We start from the raw sequence: 16,902 nt of genomic DNA on the forward strand, positions 1-16,902 counted from the left end.
ATGGCAAGGGCCGGATGTGGTTTCGATTCTTTCCCCAAGCTGCTTGTGCCGTTTGCTGGGGCTGCGCGCCCTGACCAAGGTGGTCTAGCCCATCAGGTGCAGGGCATAGGCTCCGGAAAGCATGCCCTGGAAATCGGCCACCAGCTTGAAGGCGCCTCTCAGGCGTTCACCATCAAGCTTGCCCAGTTCTTCTGGCCGGATGGCGTTGTCAGGGGTCTCGCCCCGGCCTATGGCCTCGGCCTGGGCGCGCATGCGCAGGGTTTGCAGAAAGGCATTGGCCTCGCACAGCCCCTCGGCCTGCTGCCGGTCAAGAGTTCCCGCACGGGCAAGGGCCTGCAAGCGCTCCTGAGTGCCGGTCTCGTGCAGGCCGTGCTCCAGCGCCAGCACCTTGGCGCCCTGAGTGATGGGAAACACGCCGCCGCGCTTCAAATCAACGCTGCCGCGCCCCTCGGCGTCCTTCTTGAGGCTGAAGCCCCCGAACAGCCCCAGGGGCGGGGCAAAGCGCACGGCCTCCCGCGCCATGCACTTGAGCAGGAGCGCGCTGCCCCTGAAGCGCGCGGCCATGCCCAGGCCCAGGCCATGGGCCAGGTCCGGGTCCGCTGCGCTGCCGGATTGGCCTCCCTGACCAGGCGGCGCAGGCAGGGGGCGCAGGTCGGAAAGCAGCGAGGCCGTGACCACGCCTTCGGCGTCGGGCCTGTCAGCAATGTTGTCGGCCAAATCCATCCATGAGTCCAGACTGCGCCGCCAGTTCGGGTTGTCGAGCATGATGCGCCGGGGACAGGGGGGAAAACCCAGGTTCAGCAGAATGCGCGTGAGCCCTTCGCCCAGGGCGGCGAACCAGGCTTCCGACTTCGGGTCGCCCCCGGCGAAGACCAGCGCAAGGTCCTGGTCCGTGGCCAGATATTGCTCGCGCCGGGCCTGGCTGCCCAGTAAGAACACCGCATGGGAGGCCGGGGCTGGCCCGTGTTCCGCCGTGGCCTGCGCCAGAGCCAGACCCCAGGCCTGGGACATGATGCGGTCGTGCATCTCGCTGATGAGCCTGCCCACGGCACTGGAGCCGATGCCCTCGGCCACGGAACGTGCCGCAAGGCGCTGAAGACGCTGAAAAGCGCGGGCCAGGGCGGCCTCGCTTGAGGCCGCGTTGATCTCTGCCGCAAGGGCCAAGGGGCTTTCGCCTCGGGCCGCCAGCATGTCGCCTTCGCCCAGCAGCCCCACGGGTGCGCCGGACTCGTCCAGAAGCACCAGACGACGCACCCCGTGTCGCACCATGCGCGAGAACGCCTCAATGAGCAGATCGCCGGGACGCACGGTGATGAGCGGGTGGGACATGATGCGCGTCACGGGCAGATTTGCGGCGTCGAGCCCTGCGGCCACCACGCGCACCAGCACGTCGCGCTCGGTGAGGATGCCCAGGTCCGCCGTGTGATGCTTCAACTCGGGCCGCACCAGGGCTGCGGTGGCCCCGGCCATGGCCATGGCTCTCGCGGCCTCGGCAACTGTTGCGCCAGCGTTCACGAAGACCGGCGCTGCCGTGGGGACGTCCGACGCCTTGAGGCGCAGGAAGGGGTCGGGCAGGTGCGGCGCGCCGGAAGCGTCTGGTTCGTGCATGGGCGACTCCTTCATGGGCATGAGGCTCCCCCCGCCCTGACAAGTTGCCGGGGCGGGGGGAGCTGTCGTCTGGAGCGAGGGCGGCGTTATTCCACGTTCACGCCCAGGTAGTTGCGGACCTTCTGCTCGGCATAGCGCGCTTCGGCGTCCGCGTCACCCTTGATGAGCGAACCGATGTACCCAGCCAGGAAGGCTCCGGCGATGGAGATGAGCGCCGGATTCTTGAGCGGGAACACGGCCATGGGGTTCTTCAGGATGTCCACCCACACCGTGGGGCTGAAGATGATGAGCACTACGGCCAGAGTTGTTCCCGTCACGATTGAGCACACGGCCCCGAAGGTGCTGAACTTGCGCCAGGTGATGGACAGGAGCAGGGCCGGGAAGTTGGCGCTAGCGGCGATGGCGAAGGCCAGCCCCACCATGAAGGCCACGTTCTGGCCCTTGAAGGCCAGGCCCAAGGCCACGGCCACCACACCAAGGGCCAGGGTGGCGGCCTTGGCCACGCGCACCTCTTCCAATTCGTTGGCCTTGCCGCTGCGGAACACGTTCACATAGAGGTCGTGGGACAGGGTGGTGGCTCCGGCCAGGGTCAACCCGGCCACCACGGCCAGGATGGTGGCGAAGGCCACGGCGGCGATGAAGCCCAGGAACATGGTGCCGCCGGTCACCTCGGCCAGAAGCAGGGCCGCCATGTTGCCGCCCTTGTCGATGCCCGTGATGACGTCCTGGCCCACGAGCACCATGGCGCCGAAGCCGATGATGAAGGTGAGGATGTAGAAGAAGGCGATGAAGCCGGTGGCCACGAACACGCTCTTACGCGCGGCCTTGGCGTCGGGCACGGTGTAGAAGCGCATGAGGATGTGCGGGAGTCCGGCTGTGCCGAACATGAGGGCGAGGCCAAGGGAGACGGCGTCCCAGGGATTGGACACCAGGCCGCCGGGAGCCAGCACCTTGTCGCCGTACTTGGCCTGGGCCGCGGCGAAGAGCTTCACGGGGTTCATGTCGAACTGCATGAGGACCATGATCACGAGGGCCGTGGCCCCGCCCAAAAGGAGCACGGCCTTGATGATCTGCACCCAGGTGGTGGCGAGCATGCCGCCGAAGAGCACGTAAGCGATCATCACCGCGCCCACGAATACGATGGCGACCTCATAGGGCAGGCCGAACATCATCTTGATGAGCGAGCCGGAACCCACCATCTGCGCGATGAGGTAGAAGCACACGGTCATGAGCGAGCCGACGGACGCCGCGATGCGGATGGGCTTCTGCGACAGGCGGTAGGCCACCACGTCGGCGAAGGTGTACTTGCCCAGGTTGCGCAAGGGTTCGGCGATGAGGAACATGATGAGCGGCCAGCCCACCAAAAAGCCGATGGAGTAGATGAGGCCATCGTAGCCCTTGAGGGACACGAGCCCGGCGATGCCCAGGAAGCTGGCCGCGCTCATGTAGTCGCCCGCCAGGGCCAGGCCGTTCTGAAAGCCGGAGATGCCGCCGCCGGCGGTGTAGAACTCCGCTGTGGTTTTGGTGCGTTTTGCCGCAAAGTAGGTGATGCCCATGGTGACGGAGATGAACACGAAGAAGAACAGGATGCTCGTGAGGTTGGGCTGTCCGATGGTGGTGGTGAACTGGTCCATTATTCGCTCCTCTTGAGTCCCTGGCGGATTTTGTTCACAGCGCTGTCATACTTGTCGTTGGCCCAGAACACGTAGACTCCGGTGAGCGCCCAGGCCAGCACGATGACGAACAGGCCCACGGGAATTCCAACGGAGAGGCCGGGCGTCAGCATTCCTGAAAGCAGGCTCTTGTCGAAGGCCAGGGTCAGGATGAAGCCGAAATACGCCCCCAGCATTATCACCGTCAGTATTGCCGAGACGGATCCCTTCTTTGCGACCAGGTCCTTGAACTCGGGCGAGTCGATGGTTGTCTGCGCGTCTTTTTTCATGATGCTCCTCCTGTTGCTCGTTGTGGCGTGGAACCGCTCCCGGCCTGCCCGGGCGGCGGCGGCGCCTTCTTTGAGATTCAGCAGTAGCAGAATTTGCAGCCTGCGACAGCTTCTTTCGCCAAACGGCTGCTCTGTGGCGGTGAGCAATCATTTTAGCCGGTTGAACACTCACCCGTCATATCTCGCCGTTCGCCGCAGGCAAGTGGTCGGCGAGCCCCCCGCAAGGCGGTGAACGGTGCGTAATGAGCACCCCCCTGCTTGTTTTGCTCCATCGGCAGGCTTCTTGCTTCCGCTTGGCGGAAGAAACATCTGCCGGAGCGCCTATGAATGTCCTTGTGTTGAACCTCACCCGGCTGGGCGATCTGCTCCAGTCCCAGCCGACCATAACAGGTCTGGCGGCCCAGGGGCACCGCGTAGGGCTGGTGTGCCTGGACAACTTCGCGCCTGCCGCAGCCCTCATGCGCGACGTTTCGGAGGTGTTCCCATTGCCCGGAGCGCGCCTCTTGGCCCGGCTGGATGCCAACTGGCACAGCGCCCTTGGCGTGCATCGCGAACTTGTTGAGGCCGTACGCACCCAGTTCGCGCCCGATGCCGTCATCAATCTGACGCCTTCCGAGCCTGCGCGGCTGCTGGCCATGAACTTTCAGGCCCCGCAGACCCTGGGTTTCGCTCTGGACGAGTTTGGCTTCAACGCCGACACGAGCCTGTGGGCGGCTTTTCTGCAATTGGCCGCCACCTCTCGTGGCTCCAGCCCCTTCAATGTCGTGGATCTCTTCCGGCGCATCGGTGGGCAGCAGGGAGCCCCTGCGGGCCACGGACTGCGCGGTGCCTCGGACGAGGAGAAACAGGATGCGCGGCAGCGGTTGCTGGCCCTGCTGCCCACCGCCCCAGCCCGAGGCTTTGTGGCCCTGCAACTGGGCGCAAGCGAGGACCGCAGGCGCTGGCCTGTTGAGCATTTCGCTGAAGTTGCGCGCGGCCTTGCCCAGGCGGGCTATGCTCCGGTGCTGGTGGGCACGGAATCGGAGAAGCCCCTGGCTGAACGGCTGAAGGCCCTCTGCGGCGCGCCCGTGGCAGACCTTCTGGGCGCGACGAATCTGCGCGAGCTCGCGGCAACCCTGAGCGCCTGCGGTCTCATCATCACCAACGACACCGGAACCATGCACCTGGCTGCGGGTTTGAACGTGCCTTGCCTGGCGATTTTTCTGTGCACGGCCCAACCTTGGGACACCGGCCCGTACCTGCCCGGCAGCATCAGTCTGGAGCCGGACCAGGCCTGTCATCCTTGCGCCTTTGGTGCAGACTGCGGCGAAGGGCACTCCTGCCGCAGGGCCATCAAGTCAGCAGGTGTGCTGGCCTTGGCGGCGGACATGCTGGCTGGAGGCAAGGCCGACGCCGTGCGCGTGCCCGGCGCGCGGGTCTGGCGAACGGTGATGGGGGCAGAAGGCCTGTTGGACCTCGAAAGTTTGTCCGGCCACGAGGCGATGGACCGCACCCGGTTCATCCGGCTGCAGCGCAGGCTGTATCGTCCATATCTTGACGGTGAGGAATCACCCGTTGTCGCAGAACCCGCCGGGCTGTCTGCGGAGACCACGGAGAGCCTGTCGCGGTCCCTTGGAGAGGCTCTCACCCTATTGAATCTGCTGGCTCGGCAGGGCGAGCTCCTGGCGCGCGACCCTGTGCCCAGCGTGAAGACCAAGTTTCTGGCAACCTGGCAACGGGTGCGGGGCAGTCTTGAAGCCCAAGAGCAATTGGCCTTGCTTGCCGCCCTGTGGACATTTGAAGCAGAGCGCCCTGGGTTGGACTTGACCGCGATTCTGGCCCTGGCGGGGCGATTCACCGTGTTGCTGAAGGGTATGCACCGCTGCGTAGTTTTTGGCACTGAGTTTGCATAACTGTTTGCGAAGAGCCGCACCAAGAAATTACATCCGGACAAAAGCACCACCCAAGGAGGGGAAGATATGATTCTTATCGATGGACAGAAACAGGACATGGAAGTGTCGAGCTTTCAGAACCTCGACCAGATTTTCGTCAAGGTCATGGAAGAAGGCACCCTCGAAGACCGGGTGGTGACGGACGTGTTCGTCAACGACAAGCCGTTTTCCGAAATCTATCCGCATCAGGCCGAGGACATTGATCTGAACGATGTGCAGACCGTGGAGATCCGCACCTTGGGTGTGGCTGAGATCGCCGTTGAGATCACCCGCGAGTTGTACAAGGTCGTGACCCTCATGGGCGAGGGAGCCACCCGCGTGGCCGAGATGTTCCGTCAGGCCGACGATGCTGATGCTTTGGAGACCTACCAGGATCTGCTGGATGTCACCCGCGACTTCATAGGCATGGTCAGCGTGCTGCGCGGCGAGTTCGCCCTGAAGGATCACAAGGAGTTTCTGGAGGCCAGCGACCAGCTTTCCGGCCTGTTCACCGAAATGACCTCCGTGCTGGAGAATGAGGACTGGATCCTTTTGGCCGACCTGCTGGAATATGAGTTTCTGCCTGCCGTCAACCGTTGGAAGAAGGTCGTCGCGCTGCTGCGCGAGGACGTCCGGACATCCGGGAAGGCGTAGCCATGCATGCCGCGTTCAAGCTGCTGGACAAGGCCATTGAGTTGGGGCGGCAAGAGCTGGCCCATCTGGCCGCAGGCGATGTGGACAAGGCCGAGGCCCTGGCCTTTGGACGCGACACCCTGCTGAACCAGGCGCTCTCGGAAGAGAGTCTGGAGACGCCCGCAAACCAGAGCCTGGACGAATTGCTGGACAGGCTCACGGAACTCAAAGACCTGCAGGCCAAGATCATCGACGAGGCTGGCAGGTTGCACAAAGATTTGGGCGATCAGATGCGCCGCACCGATCAGGAGCAGAAACGCCACGCGGGCTACGGACGCGCCTCGCGCCCCACCCAGCGCATCCAGAGCCATTACATCAGTCAGACCAGCTAACTTTTCATGGCCCAAGCGGTCCGCCATGTGCGGACCGCTTGGCGCGCCTGAACTCTCCTCTGCCTCCGTAAAATCTTGCCCTCCCGGCTTCGATCAATAATGCCCTGTTCAACAGTTTTCGGAGTGCTGCGGCGTGGTGAGCCGTGAGCACCAGCGCCGCTCCTGACGGGGCTCTGCCTGCAAATCCTTGCCACCGCACCCTGTTCCACGCTACCGCTCTGCCTACATGTCCGAATCATCCGCCATGCCCGTGGCCCTGCTGCGTCAGGAGTCCTACGACCGCCAGGCGCTGCAAGGCGCTGTGGAGCGCCTCTTCGGCGCGAGCGGCCTGCATTTCGCTCGCGGGCAGCGCGTGCTGGTGAAGCCGAACCTCGTGTCCCGCGGGAACGCGGGCTTGTCCTGCACCCACCCCGAGGCCGTGCGGGCCGTGTGCGCGCAGTTGCTGGATGTCGGAGTCATTGTGCGGGTGGCCGACTCCCCGGCCTTTGGCAGCGCGGAGCGCGTGGCTCGGGCCTGCGGGCTCGACAACGCCTTGCGCCAGCTGGACCTGCGCGTGACCACCTTGGGCCGGCCCGCGCCCCTGGCCCTTTCCCGCGGCGGAAGCATCGGGGTGTCGCGCACGGCGCTGGAGGCCGACAGCATCGTCAGCCTGGCGCGGCTCAAGTCCCACGGCCAGTTCCGGGCCACGGCCAGCGTGAAGAATCTTTTTGGGTGCGTGTGCGGCTGCCGCAAGGCCCTGGCCCACATGCGCCTGGGCGAAACGCCTGGGGCCATGGAGTCCATGATCCTCGACGTGTTTGCGGCCCTGCCGCCCGTTGCGGGCGTGGCGGACGGAATCGTGGCCATGCACCGGGGCGGCCCTGTGCATGGGGAGGGCTTCCATCTTGGGCTGCTTGGGGCCTCGGCCACGCCCCTGGCCTTGGATGTGGCGCTGTTCCGGCTGCTTGGCCTGGGGCATGAGGCCGTTCCTCTGTGGGCCGAGGCGCTGCGGCGCGACCTGCCCGGAGCAGACCCGCTGGCCGCCAGCTTTCCGCTTGATGCGCCGCAGGCCTTCGATGCCTCCGGATTCGTCATTCAGCCGGTGCTTGATTCCATGCGTTTTGAGCCCCTGCGCTTTGTGCGCGGGAGGATGAAGAGCCTGCTGGACCGGCTGGGCTGATCGGCGGCTGCGCCGCTGATCCGGGTTGTTGCGCTGCGGGCCTTGCATCCTGTCCCGGCCTTGGCTATCACCACACAATAACTGGAGGGAAGGAGCGACAATGGCAAGCGCTGATATCCGCCGCCGATTCGTTGTCACCGGACAGGTGCAGGGCGTCGGCTTCCGTCCCTTTATTTTTCGTCTGGCCGAGGAGCTGAACCTCTCAGGCACGGTGCGCAACACCCCGGAAGGCGTTGTCATAGAGGTCCAGGGGCTGCCCAGGCAATTGGAGCTGTTCGGCCGCCGCCTTGAGTCCGACCAGCCGCCCCTGGCGCGCATCCTGCGCGTCACCGTGCAGGAAATGGCCCCGGATCCGGGTGCCAGCGGATTCAGCATCCGCAAGAGCACGGGCGGCGGCGGGCACGATGTGCTCATCAGCCCGGATGTCGCCACCTGCCAGGATTGCCAGGCCGAGCTTCTGGACAAGACCAACCGCCGGTTCCTGTATCCGTTCACCAACTGCACCAACTGCGGGCCGCGCTACACCATCACGCGATCCGTTCCATACGATCGCCTCAACACCTCCATGAGCTGCTTCCCCCTGTGCCCGGACTGCCAGCGTGAGTTTGACGACCCGCGCGACCGGCGCTTCCATGCCCAGCCCAACGCCTGCCCGGTGTGCGGCCCCAAGGTATGGCTTGCGGACCGCTCGGGGATGGTTGTGGCCCGGCGCGATGAGGCCATGCGCAAGCTGGCGGCGATTCTATTGCAGGGCGGCATCGCTGCAGTAAAGGGGCTGGGCGGCTTTCATCTGGTGTGCGACGCCACCAGCCAGGAGGCCGTGCGCGAACTGCGCCGCCGCAAGAAACGTCCGCATAAACCGCTGGCCGTCATGGTGCCCAACTTGGAGACGGCCCGCTCCCTGGCGCAGCTTACTCTGGCTGAGGAGGAATGGCTGGCCGGGTCGGTGCGGCCCATAGTGCTGTGCGAAAAAACGCGCGGAGCGCCTCTGGCCGCCTCCGTTGCCCCGAATGTGGACCATGTGGGCCTGATGCTGCCCTACACGCCGCTGCACCATGTGCTGTTCCAGCGCTATTGCCGGCTGCTGTCGCAGGAGCGGCAGAATATGCCCGCCGCCCTGGTCATGACCTCCGGCAACATGAGCGACGAACCCATCTGCCTGGGAAACCGCGAGGCTCTGGGCCGTCTGGTCGAGATTGCGGACATCTTCATGTTCCACAATCGCGACATCCTCATCCGCACCGACGACTCCGTGCTGCGCGTATTGCCAAAAACCGGCGAGACCCAGTACCTGCGCCGCGCGCGCGGTTTTGCGCCGCAGCCCGTTTTCCTGGCCGGATCCGGGCCGAGCGTCCTGGGTCTGGGGCCGGAGCTCAAATGCACCCTCGCCCTGACCAAGGGCGACCAGGCCTTTGTGAGCCAGCATCTGGGCGACATGCAGAACATCGAGACCCTGGGCTTCCATCACGAGATGGTGGAGCACCTTCAGGATATTTTGCAGGCCGAGCCTGAACTGGTGGTGCGCGACCTGCATCCCAACTACCTGACCACCAGCGTGGCCCAGGAAATGGCCCGCAAGACCGGCGTGACCATCACCGCTTTGCAACACCACTTCGCCCACGCCCACTCCGTGCTGGCCGAGAACAAGCACCAGGGGCCAGCCCTTTGCCTCGCGCTGGACGGCACGGGCTTCGGCACCAGCCAGCCCAGCCTGAACTTTGGCACCAGCTGGTCCATTTGGGGCGGCGAGTGTCTGCTGGTGGACACCAACACCTTGCACCATGAGCGTCTGGCGCATTTCACGGAGTTCAGCCTGCCCGGCGGCGAGGCGGCTGTGCATGAGCCCTGGCGTCTGGCCCAGGCCATGCTCTGGGAGCTGGACATGTTGGCCAGCGGGCAGAACGGCAGCCCCCCCTGGTCCTGGCTGCCGGAATTCGAGCAGGCCAGCGCGTTTTTGCCGCAGATTCTTCGCAAGAACCTCAACTGCCCCCTGACCTCCAGCTGCGGGCGGCTCTTCGACGCGGCTTCGGCCATGCTGGGCCTGTGCCACCGCATGAGTTACGAAGGGCAGGCGGCAATCCTGCTTGAGCGCGCCCAGGATCTCTCCATCCCCCTGAACGATGCCGCCGAGTATCCGTGCTCGCTTCTGAAACAGACAGCCACATCGCGCCTGGAGACAGACCAGGTTCCCCGAGAACTGGACACCTACAGCCTGTTCCGTGGTTTGCTGCACGACATGAATGCGGGGGAAAGCGTTCCTGTCATGGCCCGGCGCTTCCACGCCAGCCTTATCACCGGCCTGGCCGACATGGCCCTGCGATTCTCCAAAAAACACGGCACAAAGCACGTGGCTCTGTCCGGCGGGGTGATGCAAAATCTCACCTTTGCCCAGGAACTGCCCGTCGCCCTGGCCGAAAGAGGTCTCATACCCTTGACGCACAAGCTTCTCCCACCCAACGACGGCTGCATCTCACTCGGACAGGCCGCCTACGGCCAGCGCCTGCTGACCCTGCGCGGGTCGTGCCCCATATGAGCGCCGACACCCAGACCCCCATGCGCACCCTGGCCCTGCGCAAGAACGAGGATCGCCGCCTGAGCGCCGGGCACCTGTGGATTTTCAGCAACGAAGTGGACGTGGCCAAGACGCCGCTCACGGGCTTTGCGCCCGGCGAGTGCGCGCGCGTGGAGTCGTCGCAGGGGCGTCCCCTTGGCTCGGCCTACGTGAACCCCGGCGCGCTCATCGCTGGCCGGGTATACACCCAGGACGCCACGCGGCCCCTGGACGCCGAGCTCTTGCGCGCCCGCCTGGGCGCTGCCCTGGCCCTGCGCGAAGACCTCTACGCCGCACCGTACTACCGGCTGGTGTTCGGCGAGGCCGACCGCCTGCCCGGCCTTGTGGTGGACCGCTTCGGCGACGTGCTGGCCGTGCAGATTGGCACTGCGGGCATGGAGCGCGTGCGTCAGGACATCGTGGACGTGCTGACGGAGCTTGTGGCCCCGCGGGGCATCCTGATGAAGAACGACCTGCCGGGCCGGGAGCTGGAAGGCTTGCCGCGCCTGGTGGAGCTGGCAGCGGGCGAAGCGCCCGACGAGGCTGAGATCCAGGAGAACGGTTGCCGCTTCGTGTTCCCCCTTGCGGGCGGGCAGAAGACCGGCTGGTTCTACGACATGCGCGAAACCCGCGCCATGGCCGCCTCGCTTTCCGCCGGGCGGGCCGTGCTGGACGTGTTTTCCTACGCCGGGGGGTTGGGCATCGCCTGCGCTCATGCCGGGGCCACCAGGGCCGTATGCCTGGACGCCTCGGCTGTGGCGCTTTCGTACGCGGCCAAGAGCGCGGCGCTTTCCGGCGTTGCGGACCGTGTGGAGCTGCTGGAGGCCGACGCCATGGCCGGCCTGAAGAATCTGCGCGCCGAAGGGCGGCGCTTTGGGCTGGTGAGCGTGGATCCACCGGCCTTTGTCAAGCGGCGCAAGGACATGGAGAAGGGGCTGGCCGCCTATCGCACGGTCAACAGGCTGGCCCTTGAGCTGGTGGAGGACGGCGGTTTTTTCATTGCCTGCTCCTGCTCCCAGCACGTTGGCCGCGACGATCTGCGCAAGGTGCTCTCCGGCGCCGCCCGAGACGCCGGGGTGCGCCTGACCATCCTGCGCCAGTGCCACCAGGCGGCGGACCACCCCATCCACCCGGCCATGCCGGAGACGGAATACCTCAAGGGCTTCCTGTGCCGCATCGCGCGGCCTGGCAAGGGCCTGTAAGCTTTGGGAGTGGACCTAATGAACAACATGGACTCTCCCGCGCAGACCGGCGGCCCCCGGATAATCGACCTGCGCCATGTGACCTGCGGGCTGGTGCCCGCCATCCTCGACGCCCTCAAAAGCCTGGAGGGCGATCAGGCCGACGTGCTGGTGCGTGCGGGCATAGAAACCGAGATAATCAACGGCTTCGGCACCGGCGGGGACTGGGCCTTCCAGTTTCTGCCGAGCTTTGGCCACGGGCTGGCTCGGTTCTCCCGCCTCCCGGCCGACCGTCTGACGCGCGTGCGCCTGGACCTTCTGGACTACTAGCCCCAACAAGCCTTCGCATTGACGCAACGGGCAGCAAACAAATCGGACGCCGCGAAGCATGAGGCTTGGCGGCGTCCGTTGTTTCGTTTGTCAGCAGCGCCCTTGCGCCGTGTTTACTATTAGAAGCCCGGCATGCCGCCGAACACGAGCATGTGCATGCGCCGCACCATCTGCGGCGCAATGGGAGACTGCCAGCAGCCCAGCGCATCGGCCAGCACAGACGCCCCGATGATGATCGCCAGGCATCCGGCGGCGATGCTCCACCAGGGCGCGCGCCAGCCCAGGATGCGCACGCCCAGGCAACCCGCCACCGGGCAGGCGCTCACGCACTCCGCGCAGCCCTGGCAATCGGGCGAGGTGACGCGCTGGGCCGTGTCCACGGGCAGGGCCACAGGACACGCCTTGGCGCAGCGCCCGCAGGATATGCACGCCTCGGCATCGCGGGTCACCGCCGTGAGCGAGAGCCAGGAGAACAGGCCAAGGAGCGCGCCATAGGGGCACAGCGCCCGGCACCAGAAGGCCGGAATCACCACGGACGCGGCGCCCAGCACCCCCAGCACGCCCAGGGTCAGGGCGGAGGGGCTTTGGAAGAACAGCAGCATCTTGGTGTCGGCAACGAGGTTGAAGGGCGCGCGCAGGAAGCTCTCGATGTCTTCCCCGCTCATGGTCAGGACGGCATAGCCGAACGCCGCCAGAAGCAGATATTTGGGCACGCCGAGGAGCCTGCGGGCCGTTTGGCCCGTATGCCAGACAATGCCGAGCTTTCGTCCCAGGCGCTCCAGCCCGTTGGATACGAGTCCCACGGGGCAAAGCAGGCCGCAGAAGCCCTTGCGCAAGAGCAGGCTCATGCCCACAATGGCCAGGAATATGGTCAGCCCGGCCGGGTGGATGGGGTCGTAGGCCCCGGTGAACAGCAAACGCTTGGCCGCCATCAGCGCGCTGATGGGCAGGAAACCCTCGACGGCTGGTGGTTTGGGCGTCCAGATTTCTGTCTGCCCCAGAGCCCATTGCACGTGGGCCAGGAAGCGTACGCAGATCCAGGCGAGGAACAAAGCGAAGCCCCCCTGCACCAGAAGGCGCAGGCTCGAAGGTGTGAGGCGTTGGCGCATGGCGGGAAGCTGCCGGGCTTACACCCAGCTGCGGACCTCTGCCGCGAAGAGTTCCAGATTGTTGGGCTCGCCGGGTTTGTGGTCGTCAGGGTAGAGCAGGGCGGACATGAAGAACACGCTGCCCACCTGCAAGGACATGGCCGCGTTGTTCGAGAAGCCGTTCAGCCGCTCGCCCACGGCCTCCGCGAGGTCCGGCTCCAGGGCCTTGACCAGCGGGGCGGCCTCGACGGCCAGGGCGGAGAGCAGCTCCGCCTTCTCGCGCATTTTGGCCTGGTATCCGGCCTGGTCGCCCTTGTCGTGGATGATGGCCTCGGCCTGGGTCTCAATGGCTTTGACGCGGCGGGCCTTTTCATCAAGATAATCCGCCAAGAGCGTGGCTGGCTCGGCGGCTTTGGTGCTGCTCATGGGAGGCTCCTTGCAGGGCTTGGCGCAGGCCGGGATGTCGGCCATGCAGGGCTGAGGATAGCCCTGGCGGAGCGCCCTGGCAAGGGGCGCTGGCAAGGGGCGCAGTCAGGATTCGGCTGGCAAGGGCCGAGGCGTGCGCCCTGCCGGGGCATCTGGACAGAACGCGCCTTTCCCGGTACCCCTTGCCCCGCACCCGATGAAACCCGTCAAGGAGGCTCCCGTGTCCATACTTTCCACAAGCCTTGGAATCACCCGCTACCGCGTGGTGGAGGAAATCCAGGACTCGCTCTGGCGCGAGGTTCCCAAACGCCTTGCGGACAATGCCTTCCGCGACATCGACGCCACCACGGACGAGCGTTCGTGGGGCTGGTGCAACCTGGACAACATGCTGGACATGGACTGGGCCGACTCCCCGCCGGAGAAGGGCCACTACATGTGCTTCAGCCTCCGGCTCGACACCCGGCGCATTCCGCCCGCCGTGTTCAAGAAGCACTGCATGATCGCCCTGGCCCAGGAATTGAACCAGGCCAAGGCTGAGGGCAAGGCCTTCATCTCCAAGGACCGCCGCCGCGAGATCAAGGACCAGGTGATGCTGCGCCTGCGGGCGCGCAGCCTGCCGGTGCCCGCCGTGTTCGACGCCGTATGGAACACCCAGACCGGGCGCATCCTGTTCTGCAGCACAAACGCCAAGGCCAAGACCCTGTTCGAGGACCACTTCAACCTGTCCTTCGGGTTGAATCTGGAGCCGCTGACGCCGTTCTTCCTGGCCATGGACATGTTGGGCGAGGGCGTCGCCTCCCGCCTGGAGCATCTCGAACCCACGTCTTTCATCTAGCCGGGCGCTTTGGCCGAAAAGGGAGAATAGCATATGGATCTGGCACTGGCTGAACGCGAGAACACCATCCTCGGGCAGGATTTCCTGACCTGGTTGTGGCATGTAACGGAGGCGCGGGGCGGCGTATTCAAGGATAAGGATGGGCGCGAGTTTAATCTGCGCATGGAAGAACGCCTGAGCGTCCAGGGCGGCGACGGCGAGGGCCTGGAGTCGGCCTCCGTCAAGAGCCCCAGCGGCGAGCTCACCGAGGCGCGCAGCGGTCTGCGCACGGGCAAGAAGGTCAATCGCGCCCAGTTGCGCTTTGACCGCGACCCGGAGTCCTGGCAGATGACCCTCAAGGATACCGATTTCTCCGTGTCCGGCCTGAAAACGCCCAAGGTTGAGACCAGCGACCGCGAGGACACTGACCCGGACGCCCGCGTGCTGGAGAAGCTGTTCCTGGTGGAGCAGTGTCTGGAGCTGCTGGACAGCGTGTACAAGGAGTTCTTGACCGTGCGCCTTTCGTCCAAGTGGGCCGAGGAAACGCGCACCGTGGCCGTCTGGGTCAGCAAGGGATAGCCGCCATGCAGCAGACCCCAACCCTCTCAGCGCAGCAGGACAATCGCGTCATTCTGGCTGCCTATGGCGACAGCCTCGTGGCCGGGTGGGGCCTTTCCACTCAGGATGGCCTCGTGGCGCAGCTTGAGGCCGAGCTGGTCAAGGCGGGAGCTGGCGGCGCCAAGGGCGTGCGCGTGCTTGATTTCGGCGTGTCCGGCGACACCTCTGTGGACGGGCTGGAGCGTCTTTCAGAAGTGCTGGCAGCCAAGCCCAGGGCCGTGTTGCTGGAATTCGGCGCCAACGACTGCTACCAGGGCCTGCCCCTGGATGAGACCCGCGACGCCTTGTACAAGATGATCACCGCCCTGCGCGCGGAAGGCGTGGCCGTGCTTCTGGCGGGCTGGCGCACCAGCATGGATCTTTTCAAGCCCTACGACGACCCGGATCTTGCCGGGCTGGTGCCCCTGGCCCCGCCCCTGTACACCGCCGACTACGTTGAGCGTTTCAACAGGATGCACGCGGAGCTGGCGCGACGGTTGGAAATTCCCTGCATGACGCACATTCTGGATCCGCTCGACGGCCAGATCGGCTGCTATCAGGCCGATGGCGTGCACCCCAGCGCCAAGGGCGCGGCTATTTTGGCCCAGGCCTTGGCTCCGCAGCTTCTGCCGCTTCTCGACGAGCCCCCGCTGCCCGAATAGGCCCTGGCCGCTGCGCTAGAGCCCGGCGACCTCCAGCACGCGCTGGAGGCGGTGGGCATAGGTGTGCCCTGCTGCAAGCTCCGCGCGCCAGGCGGTTTTGAGGGCTTCGGCTCCGGAGGCCGACGACCAGAGCGCCCGAAGGCGCGGAGCGATGTCCTGTGGCGATCGGAAGGTGATTCCACGCGTCAGTTCCGCCGGGAAGAGCGAGAGGCCGGGCGTGGCGTCGGTGAGCAGGAGCCCGCCGCTGGCCCAGGTGTCGAAATGCCGCTGGGTGAGGCCGCGAGGGAGGAGAGGGCTGGTGCAGTTCAGGCAGGCGCCCGCGCTGGCGCAAATGTCCGGCAGCGCCGTGTAATAGTCAACAGGGCCCCGCAGGTCCGTCCCCTCCGGTAAAAGATCCCGCCAGCCTTCGTCGCCAAATATCGTGAGCGCGCCGGAAAGATCCTCCAGCGCCCGGCACAGGCAAGCCGTACGCCATGCCTTGCCCATCTCCTCGGCGCAGAAGCCTGCCCGCCGCACCTCGTTTCCGGGCCACAGCCTGTCGATGCCCAGCCGCGTGAGCCACCAGCCGAAATCCGGACGTCCTCCGTCCTGCTGCAAACGTTCAGCCTCGGTTGAGGCTGCGGCTGGCGTTGTGCAGCCTGCGAAGAAATCAGACTTGCCGGGGAAGGCGCTTCGGCCAACGAACACCAGTCGCCCCGCCAGATCCGCGAAGGCGGGGGCGGGCGGACGCGGCGGGCTGGCCAGCTCTTTCGCCCGGGCAGCCAGGGGCAAATGGTGGACGTTTTGCGCGCCCAGCCTGCGCAGTGGCTCAAGGAACCAGTCGTCGGTGACGAGGAGCGGGAGCCGGGTCCAGAAGCGCGCCTTGAGGCCGGAAAGCAGGTGCAGCGGATTGTCCACGCACCACACGGCCACCCTGGCCCCGGCGGCTTCCAGCAGGTGCGCTGCCTCGCCCAGGGAATCGATGCCTCGGAAATTCACGCTGAGGTACAGGGCAGGGCGTTCGCCCCCGGCCAGCAGGCCGCGCAACGCCGATTCATTCGGCACCTCGCGCACGCGGAAGCCGAGAGCCTCGAAAGCTTCGCGCAGCTCCACGCGCAGCAGGCCGGACTCCCCGCCAGGCAGCCAGACCAGGCGCGGGTCCGGGGCCAGGGGGGCTTGAGCCAGGAGGGCCAGTTGAAGCCGCGCCAGCAGCGGGCCCCAGAAGTCTGGAAACAGGCGCGGGCCAGGACGGTAGAGCACCACGGCGGCCCCTTGCGCAAAGGATGCGATGTCGGCGGCGGGCAGCTCCTCGTAGCCCGCAGGGATGCGCGAACGCCAGTCCTCGCCGAGCTGCGCCGCCATGTCCGGGGCCTCGATGTAGCGCACGCGGCCCGGCGTGCCCAGAAGATCCGGCACAAACTCGGCCAGCCGCTCTGGCAGACGCTCTGGCTCCGGCCCAAGGCCCAGGAGCAGCAGGTCCTCCCCGGCGGGTTCGGGTCGGAAAAGCGTCAGGAAGTCCTGATGCGAGGCTGGCAGGGTTTTGGGCAGGCCAAGGGCGTCCAGAATTCTGGGACGCTTTGGGCGGCTTTGGGCCTGATCGGGCATGGAGGCTCCTTGCGGCGTTCTTGGC

The 16,902-nt window shown here is 65.8% G+C and carries 16 protein-coding genes; 10 read left to right on the forward strand and 6 right to left on the reverse strand.

The window, feature by feature from the left end; all coding sequences use genetic code 11:
* Positions 1–84: 84 nt before the first annotated feature.
* The 3 genes from Q8O35_RS03345 to Q8O35_RS03355 form a co-directional block, all read right to left on the reverse strand.
* A complete protein-coding gene (locus Q8O35_RS03345) occupies positions 85–1,608 on the reverse strand; it encodes a putative nucleotidyltransferase substrate binding domain-containing protein (RefSeq protein WP_305570592.1) in 1,524 nt (507 codons plus the stop codon).
* An 86-nt stretch (positions 1,609–1,694) separates the two neighbouring features.
* The gene (locus Q8O35_RS03350) at positions 1,695–3,242 is read right to left on the reverse strand and encodes a cation acetate symporter (protein WP_305570595.1); all 1,548 of its coding nucleotides are present in this window, start codon (positions 3,240–3,242) and stop codon (positions 1,695–1,697) included.
* Positions 3,242–3,550, reverse strand: a complete 309-nt coding sequence (locus Q8O35_RS03355; RefSeq protein WP_305570597.1) for a DUF485 domain-containing protein — start codon at positions 3,548–3,550, stop codon at positions 3,242–3,244. Before Q8O35_RS03355 ends, Q8O35_RS03350 begins: the two co-directional genes overlap by 1 nt.
* A 323-nt stretch (positions 3,551–3,873) precedes the next feature.
* Between Q8O35_RS03355 and Q8O35_RS03360 the strand changes: the two genes are divergently transcribed.
* From Q8O35_RS03360 to Q8O35_RS03390, 7 genes are all read left to right on the forward strand, one after another.
* Positions 3,874–5,442 (forward strand): glycosyltransferase family 9 protein, encoded by a 1,569-nt coding sequence (locus tag Q8O35_RS03360; RefSeq protein WP_305570599.1) that lies wholly within the window; start codon positions 3,874–3,876, stop codon positions 5,440–5,442.
* Between the two features lie 66 nt (positions 5,443–5,508).
* Entirely contained in the window at positions 5,509–6,114 is a 606-nt protein-coding gene (locus tag Q8O35_RS03365; protein WP_305570601.1) for a hypothetical protein, read from the forward strand.
* Between the two features lie 2 nt (positions 6,115–6,116).
* The gene (locus Q8O35_RS03370) at positions 6,117–6,485 is read left to right on the forward strand and encodes a hypothetical protein (protein ID WP_305570603.1); all 369 of its coding nucleotides are present in this window, start codon (positions 6,117–6,119) and stop codon (positions 6,483–6,485) included.
* 226 nt (positions 6,486–6,711) lie between these two features.
* A complete protein-coding gene (locus Q8O35_RS03375; protein ID WP_305570606.1) occupies positions 6,712–7,644 on the forward strand; it encodes a DUF362 domain-containing protein in 933 nt (310 codons plus the stop codon).
* Positions 7,645–7,744: 100 nt separating this feature from the next.
* Positions 7,745–10,177: a carbamoyltransferase HypF gene (hypF, locus tag Q8O35_RS03380; RefSeq protein WP_305570608.1), complete on the forward strand. Its 2,433-nt coding sequence runs from the start codon at positions 7,745–7,747 to the stop codon at positions 10,175–10,177.
* Positions 10,174–11,397, forward strand: coding sequence for a class I SAM-dependent rRNA methyltransferase (locus Q8O35_RS03385; protein ID WP_305570610.1), 1,224 nt, complete (start codon positions 10,174–10,176; stop codon positions 11,395–11,397). The genes hypF and Q8O35_RS03385 overlap by 4 nt, the downstream gene beginning before the upstream one ends.
* 18 nt (positions 11,398–11,415) lie before the next feature.
* Positions 11,416–11,706: a hypothetical protein gene (locus tag Q8O35_RS03390; RefSeq protein ID WP_305570612.1), complete on the forward strand. Its 291-nt coding sequence runs from the start codon at positions 11,416–11,418 to the stop codon at positions 11,704–11,706.
* Between the two features lie 119 nt (positions 11,707–11,825).
* Here the strand turns inward: Q8O35_RS03390 and Q8O35_RS03395 are convergent, their stop codons facing one another.
* Positions 11,826–12,815, reverse strand: coding sequence for a 4Fe-4S binding protein (locus Q8O35_RS03395; protein WP_305570614.1), 990 nt, complete (start codon positions 12,813–12,815; stop codon positions 11,826–11,828).
* Positions 12,816–12,833: 18 nt separating this feature from the next.
* Positions 12,834–13,220 (reverse strand): hypothetical protein, encoded by a 387-nt coding sequence (locus tag Q8O35_RS03400; protein WP_305570616.1) that lies wholly within the window; start codon positions 13,218–13,220, stop codon positions 12,834–12,836.
* Positions 13,221–13,440: 220 nt separating this feature from the next.
* Here Q8O35_RS03400 and Q8O35_RS03405 point away from each other — a divergent pair, with 220 nt between their 5' ends.
* From Q8O35_RS03405 to Q8O35_RS03415, 3 genes are read left to right on the forward strand one after another with little or no spacing between them, the layout of a single operon-like run.
* Positions 13,441–14,055: a hypothetical protein gene (locus Q8O35_RS03405; RefSeq protein ID WP_305570618.1), complete on the forward strand. Its 615-nt coding sequence runs from the start codon at positions 13,441–13,443 to the stop codon at positions 14,053–14,055.
* A 33-nt stretch (positions 14,056–14,088) separates the two neighbouring features.
* Positions 14,089–14,613, forward strand: a complete 525-nt coding sequence (locus Q8O35_RS03410; protein ID WP_305570620.1) for a hypothetical protein — start codon at positions 14,089–14,091, stop codon at positions 14,611–14,613.
* Between the two features lie 5 nt (positions 14,614–14,618).
* A complete protein-coding gene (locus tag Q8O35_RS03415) occupies positions 14,619–15,293 on the forward strand; it encodes a GDSL-type esterase/lipase family protein (RefSeq protein WP_305570622.1) in 675 nt (224 codons plus the stop codon).
* A gap of 15 nt (positions 15,294–15,308) precedes the next feature.
* On the opposite strand, the gene Q8O35_RS03420 is transcribed toward Q8O35_RS03415, so the two are convergent.
* Complete coding sequence (locus Q8O35_RS03420; protein WP_305570624.1) at positions 15,309–16,877, reverse strand: glycosyltransferase; 1,569 nt, start codon at positions 16,875–16,877, stop codon at positions 15,309–15,311.
* Positions 16,878–16,902: the final 25 nt, after the last annotated feature.

The organism is Humidesulfovibrio sp., assembly GCF_030689645.1.
GTDB lineage: Bacteria > Desulfobacterota > Desulfovibrionia > Desulfovibrionales > Desulfovibrionaceae > Humidesulfovibrio.

What these genes read in the sequence shown, in the direction of transcription:
- Q8O35_RS03360 (WP_305570599.1), top strand. Translation starts at nt 3,874, where the DNA reads ATGAATGTCCTTGTGTTGAACCTCACCCGGCTGGGCGATCTGCTCCAG.
- Q8O35_RS03395 (WP_305570614.1), bottom strand. Translation starts at nt 12,815, where the DNA reads ATGCGCCAACGCCTCACACCTTCGAGCCTGCGCCTTCTGGTGCAGGGG.
- Q8O35_RS03355 (WP_305570597.1), bottom strand. Translation starts at nt 3,550, where the DNA reads ATGAAAAAAGACGCGCAGACAACCATCGACTCGCCCGAGTTCAAGGAC.
- Q8O35_RS03375 (WP_305570606.1), top strand. Translation starts at nt 6,712, where the DNA reads ATGTCCGAATCATCCGCCATGCCCGTGGCCCTGCTGCGTCAGGAGTCC.
- Q8O35_RS03365 (WP_305570601.1), top strand. Translation starts at nt 5,509, where the DNA reads ATGATTCTTATCGATGGACAGAAACAGGACATGGAAGTGTCGAGCTTT.
- Q8O35_RS03345 (WP_305570592.1), bottom strand. Translation starts at nt 1,608, where the DNA reads ATGCACGAACCAGACGCTTCCGGCGCGCCGCACCTGCCCGACCCCTTC.
- Q8O35_RS03410 (WP_305570620.1), top strand. Translation starts at nt 14,089, where the DNA reads ATGGATCTGGCACTGGCTGAACGCGAGAACACCATCCTCGGGCAGGAT.
- Q8O35_RS03415 (WP_305570622.1), top strand. Translation starts at nt 14,619, where the DNA reads ATGCAGCAGACCCCAACCCTCTCAGCGCAGCAGGACAATCGCGTCATT.
- Q8O35_RS03385 (WP_305570610.1), top strand. Translation starts at nt 10,174, where the DNA reads ATGAGCGCCGACACCCAGACCCCCATGCGCACCCTGGCCCTGCGCAAG.
- Q8O35_RS03350 (WP_305570595.1), bottom strand. Translation starts at nt 3,242, where the DNA reads ATGGACCAGTTCACCACCACCATCGGACAGCCCAACCTCACGAGCATC.
- Q8O35_RS03420 (WP_305570624.1), bottom strand. Translation starts at nt 16,877, where the DNA reads ATGCCCGATCAGGCCCAAAGCCGCCCAAAGCGTCCCAGAATTCTGGAC.
- Q8O35_RS03370 (WP_305570603.1), top strand. Translation starts at nt 6,117, where the DNA reads ATGCATGCCGCGTTCAAGCTGCTGGACAAGGCCATTGAGTTGGGGCGG.
- Q8O35_RS03390 (WP_305570612.1), top strand. Translation starts at nt 11,416, where the DNA reads ATGAACAACATGGACTCTCCCGCGCAGACCGGCGGCCCCCGGATAATC.
- hypF (WP_305570608.1), top strand. Translation starts at nt 7,745, where the DNA reads ATGGCAAGCGCTGATATCCGCCGCCGATTCGTTGTCACCGGACAGGTG.
- Q8O35_RS03400 (WP_305570616.1), bottom strand. Translation starts at nt 13,220, where the DNA reads ATGAGCAGCACCAAAGCCGCCGAGCCAGCCACGCTCTTGGCGGATTAT.